This is a genomic window from Abyssibacter profundi (genome assembly GCF_003151135.1).
Taxonomy (GTDB): Bacteria; Pseudomonadota; Gammaproteobacteria; order Nevskiales; family OUC007; genus Abyssibacter; species Abyssibacter profundi.
This window is the reverse complement of record NZ_QEQK01000012.1, coordinates 77,076-97,646: the sequence shown is the minus strand read 5'-3', so window position 1 is coordinate 97,646 and position 20,571 is coordinate 77,076. Positions and strand designations below refer to the sequence as shown.

The window sequence follows — 20,571 nt, the reverse complement described above, 5'->3', positions numbered from 1 at the left end:
GCTTACTGCCGGTGATGGGCTGCGAGCGGGGGGACGGGCCGCCCGGGCTGTGTGAGCGCCAGCGCGCTGGCCTGGCGAACCAGCCCCACGAACTCGCGACGCAAGGGCTGATGGCCGGCGGCCAGACGCTCGGCGCGTTGCAGCACAGCGGTCAGGCTGGCTTGGCCCGCATGGTCCGACGACCGCAGGATCAGGCCGAACTCTGCCACCGAGGCCGCCCACTGCAGGTCGTCGCTGGCGTCGTCCATGGGGCGTGGTTGGCTGGCGACCACATGACGCAGCGGCTGGCTGGCGCCCCCGGCCGGCTGCTTGTAGCGGGCCTTGACCAGCATCCACTCGCCGCTGTGGCGGGCCGTCGGGCGGGAGGCTCGGGATTGGTAGCGCAATGACGGGGCGGTGCTGCCGTGGCCGGCTTTCGGCACGATTTCGTACAGCGCCGTAACCCGTTGGCCGGCGCCCACGTCTCCGGCGTCTTTGCGGTCATCGGTGAAGTCTTCCGCCGCCAATGCGCGGCTCTCGTAGCCCAGCAGTCGGTAGCTTGCGACCGCCTCTGGGTTGAACTCCACCTGCAGTTTCACGTCCTTGGCCACCGTGACCAGCGTGCCCTGAAGCTTGTCGACCAGCACGCGTCGGGCTTCGAGGTCCGAGTCGATGTAGTAATAGTTGCCGTCGCCGTGGTCGGCCAGCCGGTGCATGCGCCCGTCTTGGTAGTTGCCGGTGCCCAGTCCGAGCACGGTGAGGAAAATGCCCTGATCCCGGTGCTTTTCGATGAGGCGGACCAGCTCGCCCTGACTGGAGGCACCGACGTTGAAATCACCATCGGTGGCCAGAATCACACGGTTATTGGCCTGCGGGTCGAATTGCTCGCGGGCGATGCGGTAGGCCAGTTCGATGCCCTGGGCCCCGGCGGTGGAGCCGCCGGCACGCAGTTGATTAATGGCCTGCAGCAGTGCGGTCTTTTGCTCACCCGAGGTGGCCGGCAGGGCCAGGCCCGCCTGTCCGGCATAGGTGACGATGGCGACCGAATCGTTCGCATCGAGCTGTTCGATCAGCTGGCGGTAGGCCCGCTGCAACATCGGCAGCTTGTCGGCGGCCTGCATCGAGCCCGAGGTGTCGATCAGGAAAACGAGACGGTTGGGTCCGCGTTCGGCCGGGGTCGGCACCTCGGCGGCGACCTGCACCATGGCGAGCAGGTGGCCGGGCGCCCAGGGCGCCTGGGTCAGCTCGCTACGCAGGCGGATCGGATGCTCGCCGCTAACCGGCAGCGGGCTGTAGTCGAAATAGTTGATCAGCTCTTCAACACGCACGGCATCCACAGGGGGCATCCGCCCGGCGTTGAGCAGGCGGCGGACATTGGCGTACGACGCGGTGTCGACATCCAACCCGAAGGTGGAGAGCGGCGTGACCCGCGGATCGTGGAATCGATGTTCGGTGATGGCCTCGTACCCCTCGCGATTGAAGTGCTGGCTGGGCCGCGGCGGCCTGGGGGTAATGGCCGGTGCAGCCATGAGTCGCTGAGCCTGCAGTTTGCCCTGTTGCTGGATGGCTTGATCGGCAGCGCGGGATTGCCGCAGTTCGGCCTGCGCGTCGGAATAGGCCGGTGTTGTCTCGGCGGGATGCAGGGCGGGTGTGGCCACAGGTTGAGGCTGCGTAGGCGGTTCGGCCGCGCAGGCCGCGAGGCCGGTGATCACAGCCGCGCCAAGCCAGAGGTGAAAACGGGGGAAACGGGTCATGGACAGGTCCTGGTGTGTTGAGCTTGTCTACATAGACGTTGCAGTCACCCAAAGTGTCAGGACGCTTGTGGCAGGCCGGCCATCATCTGCGCGCACGCACGCCTTGTGCTTCCGCTGGCCGGCCCCACCATGAACAGGCCGGATGGGAGCCGGCCATGCCGGAAAACCCTGTCAGGACAAGGTGTTTTCGTCGATATGGAAACTTTATAAGTTCCATTAAAACGATTGTCTTGATCTATGGCGGGGCGCTTTGTAGCGTGCACTCCCGCATTTGGTACACCCACATCGTTTTAGGAGAGAGGAATGTCCCTGATCAATACCCAGGTTCAGCCGTTTAAGGCCACCGCCTTCCAGGCTGGCGAGTTCATCGAAGTCAGCGAAGAGACCTTCAAGGGTCAGTGGTCCGCCATCGTGTTCTACCCGGCCGACTTCACCTTCGTCTGCCCGACGGAGCTGGAAGACCTCGCCGACCTGTACGACGAGTTCAAGCAGATCGGCGTGGAAATCTACGGCGTGTCCTGTGACACCCACTTTGCCCACAAGGCTTGGCATGACACCTCGGAAGCCATCGGCAAGGTCAAGTACCCGCTGATCGGCGATCCCACCGGTCGTCTGGCCCGTGCGTTCCAGGTCATGATCGAGGAAGAAGGCATCGCCCTGCGCGGCACCTTCCTGATCAACCCGGAAGGCGAAATCAAGCTCTGCGAAGTCCATGACAACGGCATCGGCCGCAACGCTTCCGAGCTGCTGCGCAAGGTCAAGGCCGCCCAGTACGTGGCCTCGCATCCTGGCGAAGTCTGCCCGGCCAAGTGGAAGGAAGGCGAGAAAACGCTGACTCCGTCCCTGGACCTGGTTGGCAAGATCTAAGCAGCCTCGCTGCAGATCCGGCGGGCCGGCCTAGGTGCCGGTCCGCCATCCCCAAGAATTCCGTGATCGCTGCCGGCCCAGGCCAGGCGCGATCCAAGTAACGAAAAGGACCGACGACATGTTGGATGACAATCTACGAGCTCAACTCAAGCAGTATCTCGAGCGCCTGTCGCGGTCGGTCGAAATTACTGCCTACACCGACGACGGCGACCGCTCCAAGGAAATGCTGACCTTTCTGGGCGAGCTGAAGAGCGCCTCGAACAAAATCTCGGTGACCCAGGGCAGCGATGCCAGCAAACGCATCCCCAGCTTTGGGCTGGGCACGCCGGATGCCGACATTCATCTCGAATTCGCCGGCATTCCGCTGGGCCACGAGTTCTCGTCGTTGGTCCTGGCGCTGCTACAGGTTGGGGGCGTGGCGCCCAAGCTGACCGAGGACACGATCGAGCAGATCCGCAGCATTGATGGCACGCACAAGTTCGAGACCTTTTTCTCGCTGTCCTGCCAGAACTGCCCGGATGTCGTGCAGGCGCTGAATTTGCTGGCCGTGCTCAATCCGAACATCGAGCACGTGGCCATTGATGGTGCCTTCTTCCAGGACGAGGTCGAGTCACGCGAGGTCATGTCGGTGCCGTCGGTGTTCCTCAATGGCGAGCATTTCGCCTCGGGTCGCATGGGCATCGAGGAGATCATCGCCAAGCTGGACACCGGTGCCTCCGAGCGTGAGGCCGAGAAGCTCAAGGCCAAGGACCCCTTCGACATGCTCATCGTCGGCGGTGGCCCTGCCGGTGCAGCCGCGGCCATTTATTCGGCGCGCAAGGGCATTCGCACCGGTGTGGTGTCCGAGCGCTTCGGCGGACAGGTCCTCGACACCATGGCCATCGAGAACTTCATCTCCGTGCCCGAAACCGAAGGGCCCAAGATGGCCACGGCGATGGAACAGCACGTCATGGAGTACGACGTGGACGTGATGAAGCTCCAGACCGCGGCCAAGCTGGTTCAGGGCGACGAGTACCTCGAAGTCCATTTGGACAGCGGTGCGGCCCTCAAGGCCAAGAGCCTGGTGCTGGCCACCGGCGCTCGCTGGCGCCAGATGGGTGTGCCCGGCGAGCAGGAGTATCGCAACAAGGGCGTGGCCTACTGCCCGCACTGCGACGGCCCGCTCTACAAGGGCAAGCGTGTGGCGGTCATCGGCGGCGGCAACTCCGGTGTCGAGGCAGCCATCGATCTGGCTGGCATTGTCGAGCACGTGACCTTGCTGGAATTCGACAAGGCCATGCGCGCCGATGCCGTGCTCCAGCGCAAGCTGCTAAGCCTGCCAAACGTCAAGGTGCTGACCTCGGCGCAGACCACCGAGGTGCTGGGTGATGGCAACAAGGTTCAGGGCCTGCAGTACAAGGACCGCACCACGGGTGATGTGCACGACATCGAGCTCGAAGGCATCTTCGTTCAGATCGGCCTGCTGCCGAACAGCGAATGGCTGAAGGGCACGTTGGAGCTGAGCGATCGCGGCGAGATCGTGGTCGACGACCGCGCCCGCACGTCCATGCCCGGCGTGTTCGCCGCCGGTGATGTGACCACCACCCCTTACAAGCAAATCATCATCGCAATGGGTCAGGGCTCCACAGCCGCACTCAGCGCGTTTGACCATCTGATGCGCAGTTCTGCCCCGGACGCGCAGCAGGAAGCTGCATAGAACCACTCCCCCCCCCGGGTTCTTGCAGTACGACCCGCCCCGCCCGTGCGTCTCCTCCTCTCTGGCACGGTGCGGGGCTTTTTTGTGTTCGCGGCAGCCGGCATGCTGTCTGTGGTCCGCAGAGCGGATGCGGTGAATCGGGGGTAGACGGAGCAGGCATGTACATCGGAGAGGTCGCAAAGCGTACGGGTGCAACGGCCCGCGCCATTCGCCTGTATGAGTCGTTGGGGTTGCTGGTGGTGCCGCGTCGGGGTCGCTATCGGGTCTATGACGCCACGCATGTCGAGTTCATCCAGCTGATCAAGCATGCCCAGACGGTCGGCGTGACCCTGGCCGAGCTGCAGACGCTGCGGCGCGATGGCAACGATCTGGACTGGTCGGCCCTGGATGGGCTGCTGCAGCGCAAGCATGGACAGCTGCAACAGGACATCGCGGACAAACAGGCGCAGGCGGCACTGATTACCCGCTACCGACAGGTCATTGCCGATTGTGTCGCACGGGACCTGGCCCGCTGCGAACCGCTGGGGTAGGGCCGCGCAGCCGGCTTGACTCTGCCCCCAGGGTCAAGGTGCAGACTGGTGCAACATGCTTTTTTGTCCGACTGCCATGACCCGAACGCTGGTGCTCAACGCCAATCCCAAACCGCAGAGTCTGTGTCGCGCCATGGCCGAGCGCTATGCAGCGGCAGCCGCCGCCCGGCATGAAGTCCAGCTGCTACACCTCAGCGATCTCGATTTCGAGCCGAATCTGGCGCAGGGGTACGACAGCGATTCGTCGTTGGAGCCCGATCTGCAGGCGTTTCAGGTCCAGCTGCAGTGGATGGAGCATCTGGTGATCGTGACCCCGGTTTGGTGGGGCGGGGTACCGGCTCGCTTCAAGGGGCTGCTTGACCGAACCTTGCTGCCCGACTTCGCCTTTCGTTACGACGCGGGCAAGACCTGGCCTGAGCAGTTGCTGCGGGGCCGCAGCTCGGAACTCATCGTGACCCTGGACACCCCGGCCTGGTGGTATCGCTGGGCGCAGGGCCGGCCGATCCACACCCAGCTACAGCGGACGGTGCTCGGGTTCGTCGGCATTCGCAATCGTCGCACCCGTTACTTCGGCCCGGTCATCAAGTCCGATCTGGCCACGCGGCAGCGATGGCTGCGCACGGTGGATCAGCTGGCCGCGTGATCTCCAGGGAAGCACTGATCTATTCGCACCGCCGAGTTGCTGCCTGCAAACAGGCCAGGCAAGGCGCGAGGAGTGAAGTTTGGTCATTCCAAATGAACGACGAGCAACGCAGTCTGGCCTGTTTGCAGGCGCAATCCAGATGGAACGGGTCGGTTTTCCCGCGATCCTGCGTTGCGAAGCGCGTCCATGCGCTTCGCCCTTCGGGCCGGCCTACGGCCGTCCGAATGCGTTCCGTACGCATTCGTGTCGTTCGCTGACTTGGAATAACCAAGCGGCACTCACTCCGCCTGGGCTCGCACGAAAACCGGCTCCGTCTTGGTGGCGCGAATAGATTAGTGCTTCCCTAGCTCCACATATCCCGCATGGCAGCGGCGACATCGACCTGTGCGGTGCAGCGCGAGTTCGGCGCCGTGGCCGGATCCGCCTGGGGGTAGGTGACCGATTCGAAATGCGGCATGACGGCATCCGGGAAAAACCGAGACCGGGCACCGTAGACATGGCGGTTGCCGTACCGCGGTTGCTCCGGCACGTAGTACTTCAGCGGCGCCAGCAGGTGCAACTGGGTGCGGGCGCGGGTCATGGCGACATAAGTCAGCCGCCGCTCCTCCTCGATGGTTTCCTGCTGGCCGGTGCCGAATTCGGAGGGGAGATTGCCGTCGGCCACGTTGAGTACAAAGACGCTGTCCCATTCCTGGCCCTTGGCGCTGTGGATCGTGCTGAGGATGAGAAAATCCTCGTCCAGCAGCGGATCGCCAGCCTCGTCTCCGGTGGCCGCCGGTGGGTCCAGTGCCAGTTCGGTCAAAAAGCTGCCGCGATCGCTAAAGCGCAGGCTGATTTGTTCCAGTTGGGCGAGGTCGGCTGCGCGGACGTCGGCCGCCTCGTACCGTAATGGCAACAGGGGTTCATACCATTGTCGGGCGACCTGGATTTGCCCGTTCCAGTCGCAGCTGGGGTCGGATAATCGGCCCAGCAGTTCACCAAGTGCCCGCCAGCAATCCAGGTCAGCGGCGCGTGCCCTGGGTTTGAACCGCGCCAGCTGCGTCAGGTCGTGGTTATGTGCAGTCAGCCACTGCATAGCGGCTTCCGCCGCCTTGGGTCCCAGCCCCGGCACCAATTGGCAGCAGCGAAACGCAGCGATTTGATTCTTCGGATTATCCGCCCAGCGCAAGATCGACAGCAGATCCTTGACATGGGCCGCTTCCAGAAACTTCAGGCCCCCGAATTTCCGGTAGGGGATATTGCGACGGACCAACTCCACCTCCAGTCCATCGGCATGATGACTGGCCCGGAATAACACCGCCTGATCGCGGAGGCGCTGCCCGGCCTCGCGGTTGTCGAGCACGGTTTCCACGGTGTACAGCGCCTGGCTCTGATCGTCTTCCAGCGTGACAAAACGCGGGCGTGGCCCCTGACCACAGGCCGACACCAGGTGTTTGTCATAGCCGCGGCTGGCCTGGGCGATGATGGCGTTGGCCGCATCCAGTACCGGTTGGGTGGAGCGATAGTTCTGTTCCAGCGTCACGACGCGCGCCGGTGGGTCGAACTGCTCGGGGAAGTTGAGGATGTTCTCAACGCTGGCCGCACGGAAGCTGTAAATCGACTGGGCATCGTCACCCACGACAGTCAGGCCGGCCCCATCGGGGCGCAGGCCGCGCAGGATGTCTGCCTGGACAACATTGGTGTCCTGGTACTCGTCGACCAGCACATGGTCAAAACGCTGGCTCATATCGGCGGCCAGCTCCGGGACCTGCATTGCATGGCACCAGTACAGCAGCAAATCGTCGTAATCCAGCGAGGCCGTGCGCTGCTTGTGGGCCACATAGGCTGCAAACAGCGACTTCAGCGTATCCGCCCACTCGGCACACCACGGATAGTGGCGAGACAGCACGTCGGCCAGCGGCAGGCGGGTGTTGACTGTGCGGCTGTAAATGCCCAGGCAGGTGTCCTTCCGCGGAAATCGGCGTTGGCCGGTCGGCAGGTCCAGCGCCCGGCGGCAAAGGTCCATCAGGTCGGCCGCATCGCCCCGGTCGAGAATCGAGAACTGCGCATCCAGGCCCAGATTGGCGTGGTATTCGCGCAGCAGGCGATTGCCGATCCCGTGGAAGGTGCCGGACCAGGGCAGGCGCAGTTGGGGGGCGGTCTCACCGCGTTCGCGCAGCGTGGCCGTGATGATGGACTGCGCACGGCGGGTCATCTCCTCTGCTGCACGGCGGCTGAACGTCAGTAGCAGCAGGCGGGCCGGGTCGACGCCGTTGAGTACCAGGTGGGCGGCTCGATGCGACAGGGTCTGGGTCTTACCCGTGCCGGCACCGGCGATGATGAGCAGTGGGCCGGCGCGGACGCCGCCTTCCGCCAGTGTTTCACCGTGGGCGGCGGCGGCTTGCTGCGCCGGATTCAGTGGCGAAGGCGGTGTGGCAGTCGGCGAATCGGCCGTGAGGCTGGCTTGCATGGGGGCTGGACCACCAAAGGGCGAGTGACGATCAGTACTGATGATAAAACCAGATAGCCCCCCGCAGGGGCAAGTCGCTCAGACAGGCGGCCCTCGTTAGCGTTTGCGTGCTTGCTTGCGCCGGCGCTGGCGATCTTCCTCGTCACGTGAGTGCCATTCGCGTTCGGAGGCCATGAGGTCGTAGAACAGGCTGGTCCGCAGCAGATCGCTGAGCTGGTGGTGCATCTGGTCGATGCCTTGGGTCTGGTCTTCGTCGCGGGTTGAGGGTTTCCGTGGGTCGGTCATGGCCTTCGAGTCCACGCGGCTGGCGCGCTTGAAACACGCGGTAAGCGTAGGTTGTCGCGCGGCCAATTCCGAACGGTGAATCACCCAGCTGGGGGATGTTCAGGCCTTGCAATGACGGCAAAAATCGGGCGATGTCCGGTTTTCGGTCGGCATGCCGTCTTGGGAGGGGCGCAGGCCGGAAACATGCCGGGCTGCGCCGTCCTACTCACCCCAGGAGCAATGGATATGCAACACGCCTATATGTATCGCGATGGCGATAATCGAGTGGTGGTGGTCGAACGTACGCCGGCTGCTTTTGATCGCATCGACCAGGCCCGCCGGCTAACGCCCATGTTCAACGGTCAACCGGTGCCGAGGCTGATTGTCGATGCCTTTCTTCGTCAGTTCGGCGGTTTGCACGTCACCGGGTTCGGGGCCGAGCTGGTGGCGGCCGAGATGCGCGACGAGCGGGCCGAGGTGTCTGTTGGAATCTGAACGGAATGCATCCGTGCTGAATCGCTAAACGGTCAGGCCATCGCTGCGGGTCGGGTATAGTGGTCGGCGATCTCTTGCTTTCCGAGCACATCCGCCGGGAGCATGCACAGAGCTTAGACCCACCATGCCAGAGTCGAAGAAGCCGGCGAAGACCGGAGCTGACACCAAGGTCCCCGTTGTGGCCATCGGGGCCTCTGCAGGTGGTTTGGAGCCGATCACCCAGATTGTGGCCGGGCTGGATGCCTCGTTTCCGGCAGCGGTGGTTGTGGCCCTGCATCTGTCGCCCCACCACGAGTCCAGACTGGCCAACATTCTGGAGCACGACGTGCAACTCCAGGTCGACACCGTCCGCAATGGCGATGTCCTGCAGCCGGGCTGGGTGTATGTGGTGCCGCCGAATCGGAACGTGGAGATTGTCGACGGCGCGTTCGTGACCTCACCCGCGGCCAAGGGGCCATACCCCAAACCCTCCGTGGACCTGCTGTTCCGTTCGCTGGCGGCGTCCCACGCCGAGTACGCCATTGGCGTGGTGCTATCCGGCACAGGTTCGGATGGCGCGGCTGGAGTCCGTGCACTGAAGCTGGCCGGCGGCGTGACGATTGTGCAGGACCCGGAAACAGCGACTTACGATGGTATGCCGCTCGCCGCCGTCGGCACCGATTGCGTGGACTTGGTCGCCGATGCCGCCAAACTCGCCGAGGTGATCACGTCGGTGGTGAGCTCGCCGATCGAACCGCAGCTTCCAGCCGGCTCGCAGCGGGAGCGCCAACTCAGGCAGATCATCGACTGCTTGAAGGCGGTTCGGGGTGTGGATTTCAGTTACACCAAGCCCAGTACGCTTTATCGGCGTATTGCGCGGCGCTGCTCGCTGAACGCGGATCAGGATCTGGCGCCCTACATCGAGCGTTTGCAACAGGACCCGGACGAGGCGCGTGCGCTGGCCAATAGCATCCTGATCTCGGTCACGGCGTTTTTTCGTGACAAGGAGGTCTGGCTGGCCGTTCGGGAGGAGCTGAAGAAACAGCTGGCTGCACATCCGACAGGCCAGCCGTTCAGGGCCTGGGTGCCGGCCTGCGCGACGGGTGAGGAAGCCTACACCCTGGCCATGATCCTGCTGGACCTGACGCAGAGCATGGACAGCCCGCCCAGCATCACGATCTTCGCGACCGACCTGGCAGAACATGCCGTCGAGATTGCGCGTACCGGTATCTACACCAGTGATTCCCTCGCCAACTTGCCGGCCGGCTATCGGGATCGGTTTCTCGCCCAGTCCGGCGATGGCTACCGGGTGCGCAGTCGGGTCAGGCAGATCACGGTCTTCTCCGTACATAATCTGATCAGCGATCCACCGTTTTCCAAGTTGGATTTTGTCAGCTGTCGCAACTTCTTGATTTACCTCAAGAACGATTACCAGCGCGCCATTCTTGAACTGATGCACTACGCGCTTAAGCCCCGCGGGATGCTCGTGCTCGGCTCCACGGAGTCGACTTCGACGGCCGAAGGTCGATTTGTTGCGATATCCGAGACACACCGCATATATCGCAGAGACCAGACGGTCGAACGCTTCCCGTCACGCTTCAAGTCGCAGATTGATGCGCCGTTTCGAGCGGCTCAGACACCCGCCCGGCGTGCCGGCATGGCCTTGGCACCCGAGTCGCTGCAGACCGCTGCCCAGATCGCACTGGCCAATTACGCCACCCCGAGATGGGTGGTTGTCGATGAGCACGACATCGTCAAGTTCATCTCTGCAGAGGCGCGGGCGTTGATTCGCGCGCCGACCGGCCCGGCGATCATGCGGATTCACGACGTGCTGGCCAATGGCCTGGACCTGGAGCTGCGCGGTGTGCTTTATCGGGCGCGCCGCGAACGCAAGCCGGTCACCGGCTCCCGCGTCAATTGCCAGCTGGCTGATGGGTGGCGCAGCGTGACGCCCCACGCCATTCCGTTGGACGGCGAGTTCGAGCGCTCGCTGTTGCTGATGTTCGAGCTCCGCGAGATGCGCAGCGCCGAAGCCGAGCGGCGCGTCCAGGAGTCATTGCCCGATTCGATGGACAGCGATTACGTGCGCGCGCTGGAGAGCCGCGTGGAGATTCTGCGCCAGGACATGCAGTCCATGGCCGAGGAGCTGGAAACCTCCAACGAAGAACTCCAATCGCAAAGCGAGGAGCTGCAGTCCTCCAATGAGGAATTGCAGTCGATGAATGAGCAGTTGCTGACCTCCAATGAGGAGTTGCAGTCGTCCAACGAAGAGCTGATCACCGTTAACGAAGAGTTGCGCCAGCGCGGTGGGGAGATGGACGTGCTCACGGCCAGCTGGGATGCCGTCGGCAGCTACGTGGACGATGTCATTATCGTGGTGGATGCGGCGGCGCGTGTCCGGCTGCTCATGGGGCCGGAGGAGCGGCTTTATGCTGAAGGGGCGGTGCGGCAATCCTCGGATCGATTCTGGTCGCTACCGTGGCGATCGGGATTCATGCCAATGCTCAGTGCTGTTCGTAAGCGCCTGGAACGCGAAGAGGACGGGCCGTTGCACCTGCGTCTTGAGGATGAGCAGGCTGAGTGCGATCTGCGTGCAATCGACTGGAGCAGTCCGGACATACGCGCAGTCGTGTTGCGTATTCGTTGGGCCAGGGCATCGATTAGCGACCCTGGCTGAACACGGGCCAGGTGGCGACGATCTCGCCCTGGTCGTACACCGCCAGATCACCAAACTGCAGCAGCACGGCTTCGCTTTGATGCGGTCGCAGGAACAGGTGATCGCCCACCTCAAGTTCGACGGCGTCCGAACCGTTGAGCATGTCCTGGTTGGTCGAGTGCCCCCAGATGGCGTTGCGTTGCAGGCCGGGCGGCGACACGGTGTCAGCCAGCCAGTGGCCGCCATAGATGAAAAAGGTCTGGGCGGTGTTGGGGTCCCAGGCCTCGAAAAGGCCGGAGAGTGACTCCAGGCTGGGCAACCGGGTGCCTTCCAGACGTTTGAGCACCGGCGTGGCAATAAAGGCGGCCGGTACGTGGTCGTCTAGCGTGGCGGTGTCGAAGTCCGAGGGCTTCAGGAGCCCCGACCCCATGGCGAGCTCGTTGCAGGGGGCGGTGCTGTCGTACAGCTGGTAGGTGCTGCTGCCTCCTGCGTTGAGCGTGAGTGCTGCGGGGTCGAACCGCTCGCCGAGGACCTGCCGGGCCACGTCGACGCAGTCCGCGTAGAACGCCATGGCCTGTTCTAGCGCAGCCGCGGGCCCGCCTAGCAGGTCAGGGATCTTGGAGGCATGCGCCTCGTAGCCCATGAAACCGGCAAATTGCAGGGCTGGATTCTGTTGGATGGCGTGGAGGGCTTCGGCCACTGCCCGTGTGCTGCGAAAGCCCCCCCGGTGCAGGCCGACATCGAGTTCGAGATTCAGGCGCAAGGGCCCGGCTGCCTGATGGCCCAGGCCAGTGACCAGCTCGGCGTAGTCTTGGATGCGCTGCTGCGTATCCACCAGCCATTCGATCTGGTTATCGGGCTGAAACGCGCCCGGTTGCCACTGCTCGAAATACCGGTGTGCAGCGCCCACCGGCATGGGCTTGCCAAGCAGCAAGTGGCTGTCGGGCAGTGCGCGCGATAGCGTGTGGAGATGGGGCTGGTGAAAGACCATCAGCCGGTGCGTGCCGGTGGCCTGGCGAATGTATCGGATCAGATCGACGCTGGGCAGCGACTTGGCCACGATCCGGTAGGCCAGCTCGGGCGGCAGATGGGTCTGCAGCCGCGCGATATTGGCATCCAGCCGCGCCCGGTCGATGACCAGCGTGGGGTGCATCAGCCCGGCACGTTTCAGGGCGTTCTGGATATCTGCAAAGTAGGCATCGTGACCACCCTGGCCGCGGTCCCGCGGTTTGCTGGTCGCCGCGAGCGCGATGGGTGCTGCCAAGCCCCCGGCAATCAGGGCCCGACGACGCCAGTTGATGGTGGAGTCAGCCATGGCCGAGCAAGGTCCTGAGGTAGGGGTTGAGTAGACGGCCCTGCGGATCGAGCCGGGATTGCAGAGCGACGAAATCGTTGAAGCGTGGGTAACGGTCGGCCAGCGTTTGCGGCGTCAGGCTGTGCATCTTGCCCCAGTGCGGGCGTCCGCCCATGGGTTGGTAAAGCGGTTCCACGTCACGAAACAGCGGCAGCGGATCCTCTTCGTAGTAGCGGTGTACGGCAATCGATCCCGAGGTGTCATGTCCCTGAAACGGACTGAGCCAGGCGTCATCGCCTCGTACGACGCGAATTTCCATCGGGAAGAACACACCGGGGTGGCGCTGCTCCAGTCGCTGCCGAACCTCGCGCAGGGTGGGGAGCAAGGTCTCTCGCGGCAGGTGGTATTCCATTTCATTGAAACGGACCGCACGGCTGGACGGGAAGATTCGGTGCCAGACATCCACGGCGACTTCCGGTTGGTAATCCTGCAGCGCCATGTTGATCAGCCAGCGCCGGGCGGCGGGAAACCAGGCGAGCAGATCCCGCAGCCGCTTGAGATCCATGACCGCGTCGTTGTCCTGCTCCGGGCCGCGAGGCTGCAGCGGCTCGTCGGTCGGGTCGATGGTGATGCCCACGGCGTGATCGCAATGCGGAATGCAGTACATCTCAAAGCTGTGGTGTGCGGCCGCCAGGCTGTCGAATCGCTCGACCAGCTCATCGAAAGGCTCGACCCAGACCCGGCGCTTCATCCGTGTGGTCGGCACATTTTGCAGCGTGACCTGGGTGATCACCCCCAGCGCGCCCAGCGACACCTGAGCGGCGGCGAACAATTCGGGCCGGAGGCTGGGAGAACAGTCCAGAGCCTCGCCCGTCGGCGTGACCAGGCGCAGGGCAATCGCCGCAGTGTGCAGCGCGCCCAGCTGCGCGCCGGTGCCATGCGTGGCGGTGGCCATCGAGCCGGCCAGCGTTTGCGCGTCGATGTCGGGCATGTTGATCAGCGCCTGACCTGCCGCGTGTAGTGGCTCGCCCAGGCTGCCCAGGCGCGAGCCGCCGCCCACGGTCGCCGTGAGCGCCTGAGGGTCGTGCTGCAACAGGCCGCTGAAGTGGCGGAGCGAGATGAGGGTGTCGTCCGTTGGCACCAGCGGCGTGAACGAATGGCCGGAGCCGACCGGCCGAATGGTGCCGCGACTGTCGGCCAGCAGCCGGGCGAGTTCATCTTCGCTGGCCGGTGCCAAGCGTCGCTCCGGTAGGCTGGACTGGTAGCCCGACCAGTTTTGCCAGGGCAGGCGGCGCTGGCCGTCAGCTCCGACGACGGCTGCAGGTGGCTGCGGCATGTTCGCTGCGCCGTAGTCGTCGCAGCCGGCCAGTGGCATCGTCAGTACAAGCCCGGCTGATCCCGTGAGCAAATCGCGGCGCTTCATGAGTCGGCAGGCTGAGGCGGTGTGGCCATGAAGCTGATCAGGTCCCGCAGGTCGGATTCACTGCAATCCGAGCACAGCCCCATGGGTGGCATGCCCTTGTAACCGCTGATGGTGTTCTCCAGCAGGCGGTCCATGCCCTTGTTCATGCGGACGCCCCACGCGCGGGCGCTGCCTGTCATCGGCGCCCGGCTCGCGGGCACGGTATGGCAGGCCTTGCAGCTCGCCGTATACAGCGCGGCCAAATCCGGGTCGGCGGGTGTGAGCGCGCGGGATTGTGCCGGGGTCAGGCTGGAGCTTCCGGCCCCGCAGCCGGCAAGACAAAGGGCCGCCAGGGCCGGGGCGATGAACTGGTTCAAGTTGTGCATTCCCTTGCGCGATACCTGCTGCGAGTGAAGCCGTAATCGTGCCAGGGGGGAAGCGATGGGTCTGGGAAATGCGGGACTAGGCCATTTTTACGACGGGGCGTCTCGCCTGGCCTGACCTATGTTGTGAGCTGCGGAGGTTGTAGACACCGATGACACGAGCCAGGGAAGAGCTCGGCGCGGTGCGGAAATCAACCGGAACAAGGGATGAAACACCTCTGCCTGGGCGTGGCCCTGCTGGCCATGTCGACTACATTGCGCGCACAGGACAGCCGCGATGCGCAGTCGCCTGCTGAACCGACCGCAGCGGATGCGTCGCTGGAGTTGATTCCAGTCCAGCCTCTGCCGCCGCCTGACGACGAGGCGCCGCGGCAGCTGGAAGAAATGGTCGTGACCGCGCAGAAAACCGAGCAAACCCTGCAGGAGGTGCCGGTTTCGGTCACCGCCATCGACGGCGGGTTCATCCAGTCCACGGGTTCGGCGGACCTGGCTGACGTATCGCTCTACGTGCCCAATGTGCGTGTCGATGCCGATGATCTCGGGTCGCCGCAGGTGTTCATCCGCGGCTTTGGCACCAATGCCTTTAACCCCAGCTTCGAAAGCTCGGTGGGTTTTGTGCAGGACGAGATCGTGTTCGGCCGCCCCGGGTATTTCACGGAGGCCATGTTTGATGTCGACAGCGTTGAGGTGCTGCGTGGTCCGCAGGGCACGCTGTTCGGTAAGAACACGGTGGCCGGTGTCTTCAATGTGATGACCAAGGATGCGGTATCCGGCGCGGGTGCCGATGGGCGGATCTTCTACGGCGAACATGGCGAGCACCGGGTCGAGGCAGGGCTGGGGGGCATGGCCAACGAGTGGCTGGGTGGGCGCCTGGCCGTGCTCGACCGGGCTCAGGACGGCGAGCTGTTCAATGCCTTTCTGCGGCGGTACGAAGAGCGGCTGGAGCAGCAGGCGGCCCGGCTCAAGATCAATCTCGTACCGAGCTACACGGTCGATAGCGAGCTCACCGCCGTCATCTCCGATACCGAAGCGGCTTTCTGGCCCTTCCAGCTGTTCGGGCTGGATGCAGATACGCGGGCGTATCTGCAGGACTTCGATCCCGATATCGAGGATGACCCCAAGAACTTCATCAACTCCGCCGAGACACCTGGGTGGATCGAAAAGGGCTCACGCACGCTGAGCTGGCGGACCAGTTGGGCGCCGGGGCCGATGGGCGATCTGGAGGACCTGGAGACCACGCTGGTGCTGGGCGGATCGCGGTTCTACATCGACCAGCTCAACGAGCTGGATATCTCGCCGGCCAACATCAGCCGGCTCGATAACCACGAAGACCATGATCAGCTGTCCGCCGAGTTGCGCTTAACCGGCCGCGGGGCAGCCCCGTTCGGCTGGGGGGAGCGGGTGGAGTTTGTCGCCGGCGCTTTCTGGTTCGATTCTAGTTACACCCTGCTGGCCCGCGTGTTGGCCGGTGAGGATCTCAGCACCTACGCCTTTACGGATGATGCCTTTCAGCTGATCACCGGCGACGGGTCGAGCAGCAGTCCCTTGGTGTTGCTGCAGGGGCTTGGGCCGGCGCTGGTCCCCCTGCTGGAGAACGACTACTACCAGTTCGACTACAACCAGGACATCCGCTCGGCCGCACTGTTTGGTCAGATGACCTGGTACCTCTCCGATCGCTGGGCCCTCACGCCGGGACTGCGGTACAACCGTGAGGACAAGCGCGTGGACACCGCCGGCACGGCCTTTTGTGAGCGCACACCGGCTGCGGTCGTGCCCTGCATTATGGGTTTGCTGCTCGAGGCCAACGACTACGATCGCGACAACCTACGACGCAGTGAATCGGATCTCTCCCCGAAGCTGGCGCTCCAGTACTTCAGCGATCATTCGGTGAACTACTACGCCTCCTGGGCCCAGGGGTTTAAGAGTGGGGGATTCAATGCATTGTCCTTCAACGGTGAGGATCTGGAGTACGCGGCCGAGGAGGCGGAAACCGTCGAGCTGGGTTTCAAGGGGCGGTTCTTCCAGCGCACGCTGTCGCTGAACATCACGCTCTACCAGACGCGGTTCGACAATCTGCAGGTGCTGGCTTTCAACGGGACGTTCTTTGATGTCAGTAATGCTGCCACGGCCTACTCGCGGGGCCTGGAGGCCGACTTCGTTTGGCTGACGCCTTGGGCGCCGCTGCAAATCGCCGGCGCATACGGCTGGCTGGACGCCCGGTATGAGGCATACCGCGACGCACCCGCGCCCATCCAGCAAGGTATCGATGCGGAACAGGACCTGACCGACCAGCGCATCGCCTTCGCGCCACGAGCCACCGCGACGCTGACGCCGACGCTGAGCTTCCCATTGGGGGGCTTGGTGCTAACCGCCGCCGTGGACCTGCTGTATCAGGGCGACCAGTTTGTCGATACCGACCTGGACCCGAATACCTACGTGCCCGCGACCACGCGCTATGCGGGTCGATTCACCCTGGGTTCGCAGAGCGAGCGCTGGTCGCTCACATTGGGCGGAACCAACCTGACCGATGAGCGCGTGCTGAATCAGGTGACCGACACGCCGTTCTTTCCCGGGACGTATCAGGCCCAGCTGGCCAGCGGTCGTCAGTTGTTCGGGGCCTTGAACCTGCAGTTCTAGCTCGGCGTCATGGTCGATGCGGGCTCAAAGCGCCGCCGTCTGGGCGACGGCCGGTCGTTGGGCTACTTCGGCCCACCAGCGCGCGAGTGCGGGGTGGCTCGCCGTCCACTCGATGTCCGGCAGGCGAAACGCGAGATAACCCAGCGCGGCCGCACAGGCCACCCCATCGAGGCGGGCGGCGAGCAGCGGCACCGACCGATGCTCCTTGTCCATCGTGGCCAGTGCCCGCTCGATTTTCTCCTGCCAGCGCGCCAGCCACCGTGCAGACTGTTCCCCGGCCGGTCGGCGTCGTTCGAACACGATACTCACCGCAGCGTCCATGAGGCCGTCGGCCAGTGCTTCGCGCCGCTGTACGATCCAGCGTAACTCGCCAGCATCCGGTATGAGCTGTGGGGTGGGTGCCAGGCTGTCCAGAAACGCGCAGATCACCCGGCTGTCATAAAGCGGCTGCCCATCGCCGGTGATCAGGGCTGGAATCTTGGCCAGCGGATTGATCGCCAGCAGGGTTGCCGGATCCTCCAGCGGATTGGTGTGCACGACCTTCAGCACGTCGCTCAGCCCCTTTTCGATGGCAAACATGCGCACTTTGCGCGCAAAGGGTGAGGTCGGGGTACAAAGCAATTGCATGGTCGGTCTCCGGCCGGGTCAGGGTAGTGGCAGTGCCTCGCCGGCACGCCAGCGCTCCAGGCGTCGGCGTTGTGGAGTCGGATCCTTGATCAGGGTCAGATCGCCGCCGCGGGGGAAGCAGCGGTCGTAGAGTCGGGACAGCCAGAATCGCAGTGCGCTGGCGCGCAGCTCGGCGCTCCACACCACACGCTCGGCGTCGGTGAAGGGGCGCACGGCGGCGTAGGCCGCCAACAGTTGCGTCCAATGATCGGCGCGCGGGGCCCAGTGTTCGTCCACGCACCAGTCGTTGACCGCCACGGCCAGGTCATAAATGAACCGGTCGTTGCAGGCGTAGTACCAGTCGATCAGTCCCGATAGCTGCTCTCCGGCAAACAGCGCGTTGTCGCGAAACAGGTCGGCATGAATGACCCCGCTGGGCAGGTGACTGCGGTCGACGCCTGCCTGAAACGCCAGTTCGTCATCCAGCAGTTCGCATTCATCGGTTTCCAGCTGCGGGCGCAGGGCCTCGGCGGTGGCCTGCCACCAGTCGCTGCTGCGATCGGGGGGGCGGTGCCCGTCAAAGCCCTGCCCATCGGTGTGCAGGCGCGCCAGCGCCTCGCCGACCGCGGCGCATTGCCGGGCCGAGGCGTCGGCCACCCCGATGCCGGGGATACGGTCGACCAGTGCAGCCGGCTTGCCCAGCAGGGGTTGGCTCAGGGCGCCATCCCGGGCGCGGCGCGGGGCGGGCGTGGGCACGCCCCGCTGATGCAGGTGATCCATCAGCCCAAGAAAATACGGCAGCTGGTCGTAGTTCAGCCGCTCGAACAGCGTCAGCACGAACTGCCCATCGCTGGTGTCGACAAAGTAGTTGGTGTTCTCAACCCCTTCGCTAATGCCATGAAAGTTGACCAGCGAACCAACGTGGTAACGGGCCAGGAACGGCTCTAGAGAGCGGCGGGTGACCGGGGTGAAAACGGACATGTCGAGTTTCTCGAGGCGGGTAGCGCAGGGGACGGGACAAGGCTCGCATGCGGGGTCGGGGTGCGCAATCAGCCAGGGCCGTGCGCAGCGATCACGGAGTGGCCGAGTCCGGTGCGAGCCGTTTCAGAAACACGCCCATGCTGCGCTCGGCCTGTCGGTCGCCTTGCTCGCGGGCCACGGCCAGGCCGCGAGTCAGCGTGTCCCGCGCCGCGTCCGGGCGGTTGGCTTTGATCTGGCTGCGACCCAGCAGTGCCCAGGCGGCCGAATAGTTCGGATCGAGCACCACGGCCTGCTGCAGGTGTTCGATGGCGGCCTCAAGCTCGCCGGACTTGGCCAGCAGGTCACCGAGCGTGAAGCGCAGCAGGGCCGAGTCTTGTCCGGCGGCCAGCGCGGCCTCGAGTCGGTCGCGCAGGGTCATCGCCGCCAGAACGCCGGGGTGAAAATGGCCAGCAGGGTGAAGATCTCCAGCCGGCCGAAGAACATGGCCAGCACCAGAATCCATTTCTCGGGGTCTCCCAGCGACGCCATATTTGACGCCACCTCGCCCAGGCCCGGGCCCAGGTTGTTGAGGCAGGCCGCCACGGCCGACCAAGCGGTCACCTCATCCAGGCCGAAACCCATGAGTGCCAGCAGCATGGCGACGAAGATCAGCACATAGGCGGCAAAAAACCCCCAGACCGCGTTGATGACCCGGTCGGGCACGCGTTTGGCACCGACCTTAATCGGCAGCTCGGCGCTGGGGTGCAGCAGCTGCATGATCTCGCGGCGGCCCTGACGCACGATGAGCGAGAAGCGGATCACCTTCATGCCGCCGGTGGTGCCACCGGCACAGCCCCCGACGAAGGAGCCGAGCAGCAGCAACATGGGCAGAAAGCTTGGCCATAGCGTGTATTCAGCCGTGGTGAAGCCGGTGGTGGTTCCGATGGACACCACCTGGAACAGCGAGGCCATGAACGACTCGGGCAGCCGGGCGTAGGTCCCTTCCAGATACAGGTAGGCGGTCCCGACCAGCGTGACCGTCAGCATGGCCAGGAAAAAGATGCGGGTCTCGGTGTCCTTGACGTAACCCTTGACCGAGGCCGAGCGCCAGGCGAGGTAGTGCAGGCCGAAATTCAGTGAGCCGAGAATCATGAACACCACGGCAATCGATTCGATCAGCGCGCTGTTGTAATAGCCGATGCTCTGGTCATGTGTGGAGAAGCCGCCGGTCGCGACGGTCGACATGCTGTGGGAAATGGCGTCGAACCAGGTCATGCCGGCCAGCCAGAACGCCACGGCACAGACCACCGTCAGGCCCAGATAGATCAGCCACAGCGTCTTGGCGGTTTCGGTGATCCGCGGCGTAAGCTTGGCGTCCTTCATCGGCCCCGGCGTCTCGGCGCGGTACAGCTGCATGCCACCGACACCCAGCAGCGGCAGAATGGCCACGGCCAGCACGATGATCCCCATGCCGCCGAGAAAGTGCAGTTGCTGGCGATACCAGAGCACCGAGTGCGGGAGCGAATCGATACCGACCAGAATCGTCGCGCCGGTCGTGGTGAGCCCCGACACCGACTCGAACACGGCGTCGGTGACCGATAGAAACGGGCGCTCGAACAGATACAAAGGGATGGCGCCGAACAAGGACAGCACCACCCAGAACAGCACCACGACCAGCATGCCGTCGCGGATTTTCAGCTCCCGGCGTCGGTCGCGGGCCGGGTACCACACGGCGGCACCCGTGATCAGCGTGATGAAAAACGCCGCCACAAAGGCCGCGACGCCGCCGTCGCCGAAATAAAGCCCGACGGCGGCCGGCGGCAGCATGCTGATGGAGAACATCATCAGCAGCTGGCCGACGATACGCTGAACCGGACTGAAGTCGTTCAGCATGGCGCTAGCGTGCAGCCGTCGTCGAGCCGGCGGACGAGGCCGGGCAGCAGGCGCCGTGCGGACATGGCATTGCGGTCAATCGGT

Annotated in this window: 17 protein-coding genes; 7 read left to right on the top strand and 10 right to left on the bottom strand. The window is 64.2% G+C overall.

Going from position 1 to position 20,571, the window contains the following annotated elements:
- Positions 1-2: 2 nt before the first annotated feature.
- Positions 3-1,733 carry a VWA domain-containing protein gene (locus DEH80_RS13570; RefSeq protein WP_109721050.1) on the bottom strand — a complete coding sequence of 577 codons (1,731 nt, stop codon included), beginning with the start codon at positions 1,731-1,733 and terminating at the stop codon, positions 3-5.
- A 303-nt stretch (positions 1,734-2,036) separates the two neighbouring features.
- On the opposite strand from DEH80_RS13570, the gene ahpC reads away from it, so the two are divergent.
- The 4 genes from ahpC (at position 2,037) to DEH80_RS13550 (ending at position 5,469) form a co-directional block, all read left to right on the top strand.
- Positions 2,037-2,600 (top strand): alkyl hydroperoxide reductase subunit C, encoded by a 564-nt coding sequence (ahpC, locus tag DEH80_RS13565; RefSeq protein WP_109721049.1) that lies wholly within the window; start codon positions 2,037-2,039, stop codon positions 2,598-2,600.
- 118 nt (positions 2,601-2,718) lie between these two features.
- A complete protein-coding gene (gene ahpF / locus DEH80_RS13560; RefSeq protein ID WP_109721048.1) occupies positions 2,719-4,296 on the top strand; it encodes an alkyl hydroperoxide reductase subunit F in 1,578 nt (525 codons plus the stop codon).
- A 158-nt stretch (positions 4,297-4,454) separates the two neighbouring features.
- A complete protein-coding gene (locus DEH80_RS13555; RefSeq protein ID WP_109721047.1) occupies positions 4,455-4,826 on the top strand; it encodes a MerR family transcriptional regulator in 372 nt (123 codons plus the stop codon).
- 76 nt (positions 4,827-4,902) lie between these two features.
- Positions 4,903-5,469, top strand: coding sequence for an NAD(P)H-dependent oxidoreductase (locus DEH80_RS13550; protein WP_109721046.1), 567 nt, complete (start codon positions 4,903-4,905; stop codon positions 5,467-5,469).
- A 343-nt stretch (positions 5,470-5,812) separates the two neighbouring features.
- Here DEH80_RS13550 and DEH80_RS13545 read toward each other — a convergent pair whose 3' ends face one another.
- Positions 5,813-7,918, bottom strand: a complete 2,106-nt coding sequence (locus DEH80_RS13545; RefSeq protein ID WP_109721045.1) for an ATP-dependent helicase — start codon at positions 7,916-7,918, stop codon at positions 5,813-5,815.
- 96 nt (positions 7,919-8,014) lie between these two features.
- Positions 8,015-8,203, bottom strand: coding sequence for a hypothetical protein (locus tag DEH80_RS13540; RefSeq protein WP_109721044.1), 189 nt, complete (start codon positions 8,201-8,203; stop codon positions 8,015-8,017).
- Positions 8,204-8,428: 225 nt separating this feature from the next.
- Between DEH80_RS13540 and DEH80_RS13535 the strand changes: the two genes are divergently transcribed.
- Positions 8,429-8,677 (top strand): hypothetical protein, encoded by a 249-nt coding sequence (locus tag DEH80_RS13535; RefSeq protein WP_133249244.1) that lies wholly within the window; start codon positions 8,429-8,431, stop codon positions 8,675-8,677.
- Positions 8,678-8,801: 124 nt separating this feature from the next.
- A complete protein-coding gene (locus tag DEH80_RS13530) occupies positions 8,802-11,333 on the top strand; it encodes a chemotaxis protein CheB (RefSeq protein ID WP_109721042.1) in 2,532 nt (843 codons plus the stop codon).
- Here DEH80_RS13530 and DEH80_RS13525 read toward each other — a convergent pair.
- Genes DEH80_RS13525 through DEH80_RS13515 form a run of 3 tightly spaced genes read right to left on the bottom strand, consistent with a single transcriptional unit; the run spans position 11,317 to position 14,385 of the window.
- Positions 11,317-12,627 (bottom strand): DSD1 family PLP-dependent enzyme, encoded by a 1,311-nt coding sequence (locus DEH80_RS13525; RefSeq protein WP_109721041.1) that lies wholly within the window; start codon positions 12,625-12,627, stop codon positions 11,317-11,319. The two genes, DEH80_RS13530 and DEH80_RS13525, sit on opposite strands and share 17 nt — an antisense overlap.
- The gene (locus tag DEH80_RS13520) at positions 12,620-14,029 is read right to left on the bottom strand and encodes a D-arabinono-1,4-lactone oxidase (protein WP_109721040.1); all 1,410 of its coding nucleotides are present in this window, start codon (positions 14,027-14,029) and stop codon (positions 12,620-12,622) included. The genes DEH80_RS13525 and DEH80_RS13520 overlap by 8 nt, the downstream gene beginning before the upstream one ends.
- The gene (locus DEH80_RS13515; protein ID WP_207774603.1) at positions 14,026-14,385 is read right to left on the bottom strand and encodes a c-type cytochrome; all 360 of its coding nucleotides are present in this window, start codon (positions 14,383-14,385) and stop codon (positions 14,026-14,028) included. Before DEH80_RS13515 ends, DEH80_RS13520 begins: the two co-directional genes overlap by 4 nt.
- Positions 14,386-14,598: 213 nt before the next feature.
- Between DEH80_RS13515 and DEH80_RS13510 the strand changes: the two genes are divergently transcribed.
- Positions 14,599-17,028, top strand: coding sequence for a TonB-dependent receptor (locus DEH80_RS13510; RefSeq protein WP_109721038.1), 2,430 nt, complete (start codon positions 14,599-14,601; stop codon positions 17,026-17,028).
- 24 nt (positions 17,029-17,052) lie between these two features.
- Here DEH80_RS13510 and DEH80_RS13505 read toward each other — a convergent pair whose 3' ends face one another.
- The 4 genes from DEH80_RS13505 to DEH80_RS13490 form a co-directional block, all read right to left on the bottom strand.
- Positions 17,053-17,655 (bottom strand): glutathione S-transferase N-terminal domain-containing protein, encoded by a 603-nt coding sequence (locus DEH80_RS13505; protein ID WP_109721037.1) that lies wholly within the window; start codon positions 17,653-17,655, stop codon positions 17,053-17,055.
- A gap of 18 nt (positions 17,656-17,673) precedes the next feature.
- Positions 17,674-18,615: a homoserine kinase gene (locus DEH80_RS13500; RefSeq protein ID WP_109721036.1), complete on the bottom strand. Its 942-nt coding sequence runs from the start codon at positions 18,613-18,615 to the stop codon at positions 17,674-17,676.
- 91 nt (positions 18,616-18,706) lie between these two features.
- Positions 18,707-19,033 carry a tetratricopeptide repeat protein gene (locus tag DEH80_RS13495; protein ID WP_109721035.1) on the bottom strand — a complete coding sequence of 109 codons (327 nt, stop codon included), beginning with the start codon at positions 19,031-19,033 and terminating at the stop codon, positions 18,707-18,709.
- Positions 19,030-20,487, bottom strand: a complete 1,458-nt coding sequence (locus DEH80_RS13490) for a TrkH family potassium uptake protein (RefSeq protein ID WP_109721034.1) — start codon at positions 20,485-20,487, stop codon at positions 19,030-19,032. Before DEH80_RS13490 ends, DEH80_RS13495 begins: the two co-directional genes overlap by 4 nt.
- Positions 20,488-20,571: the final 84 nt, after the last annotated feature.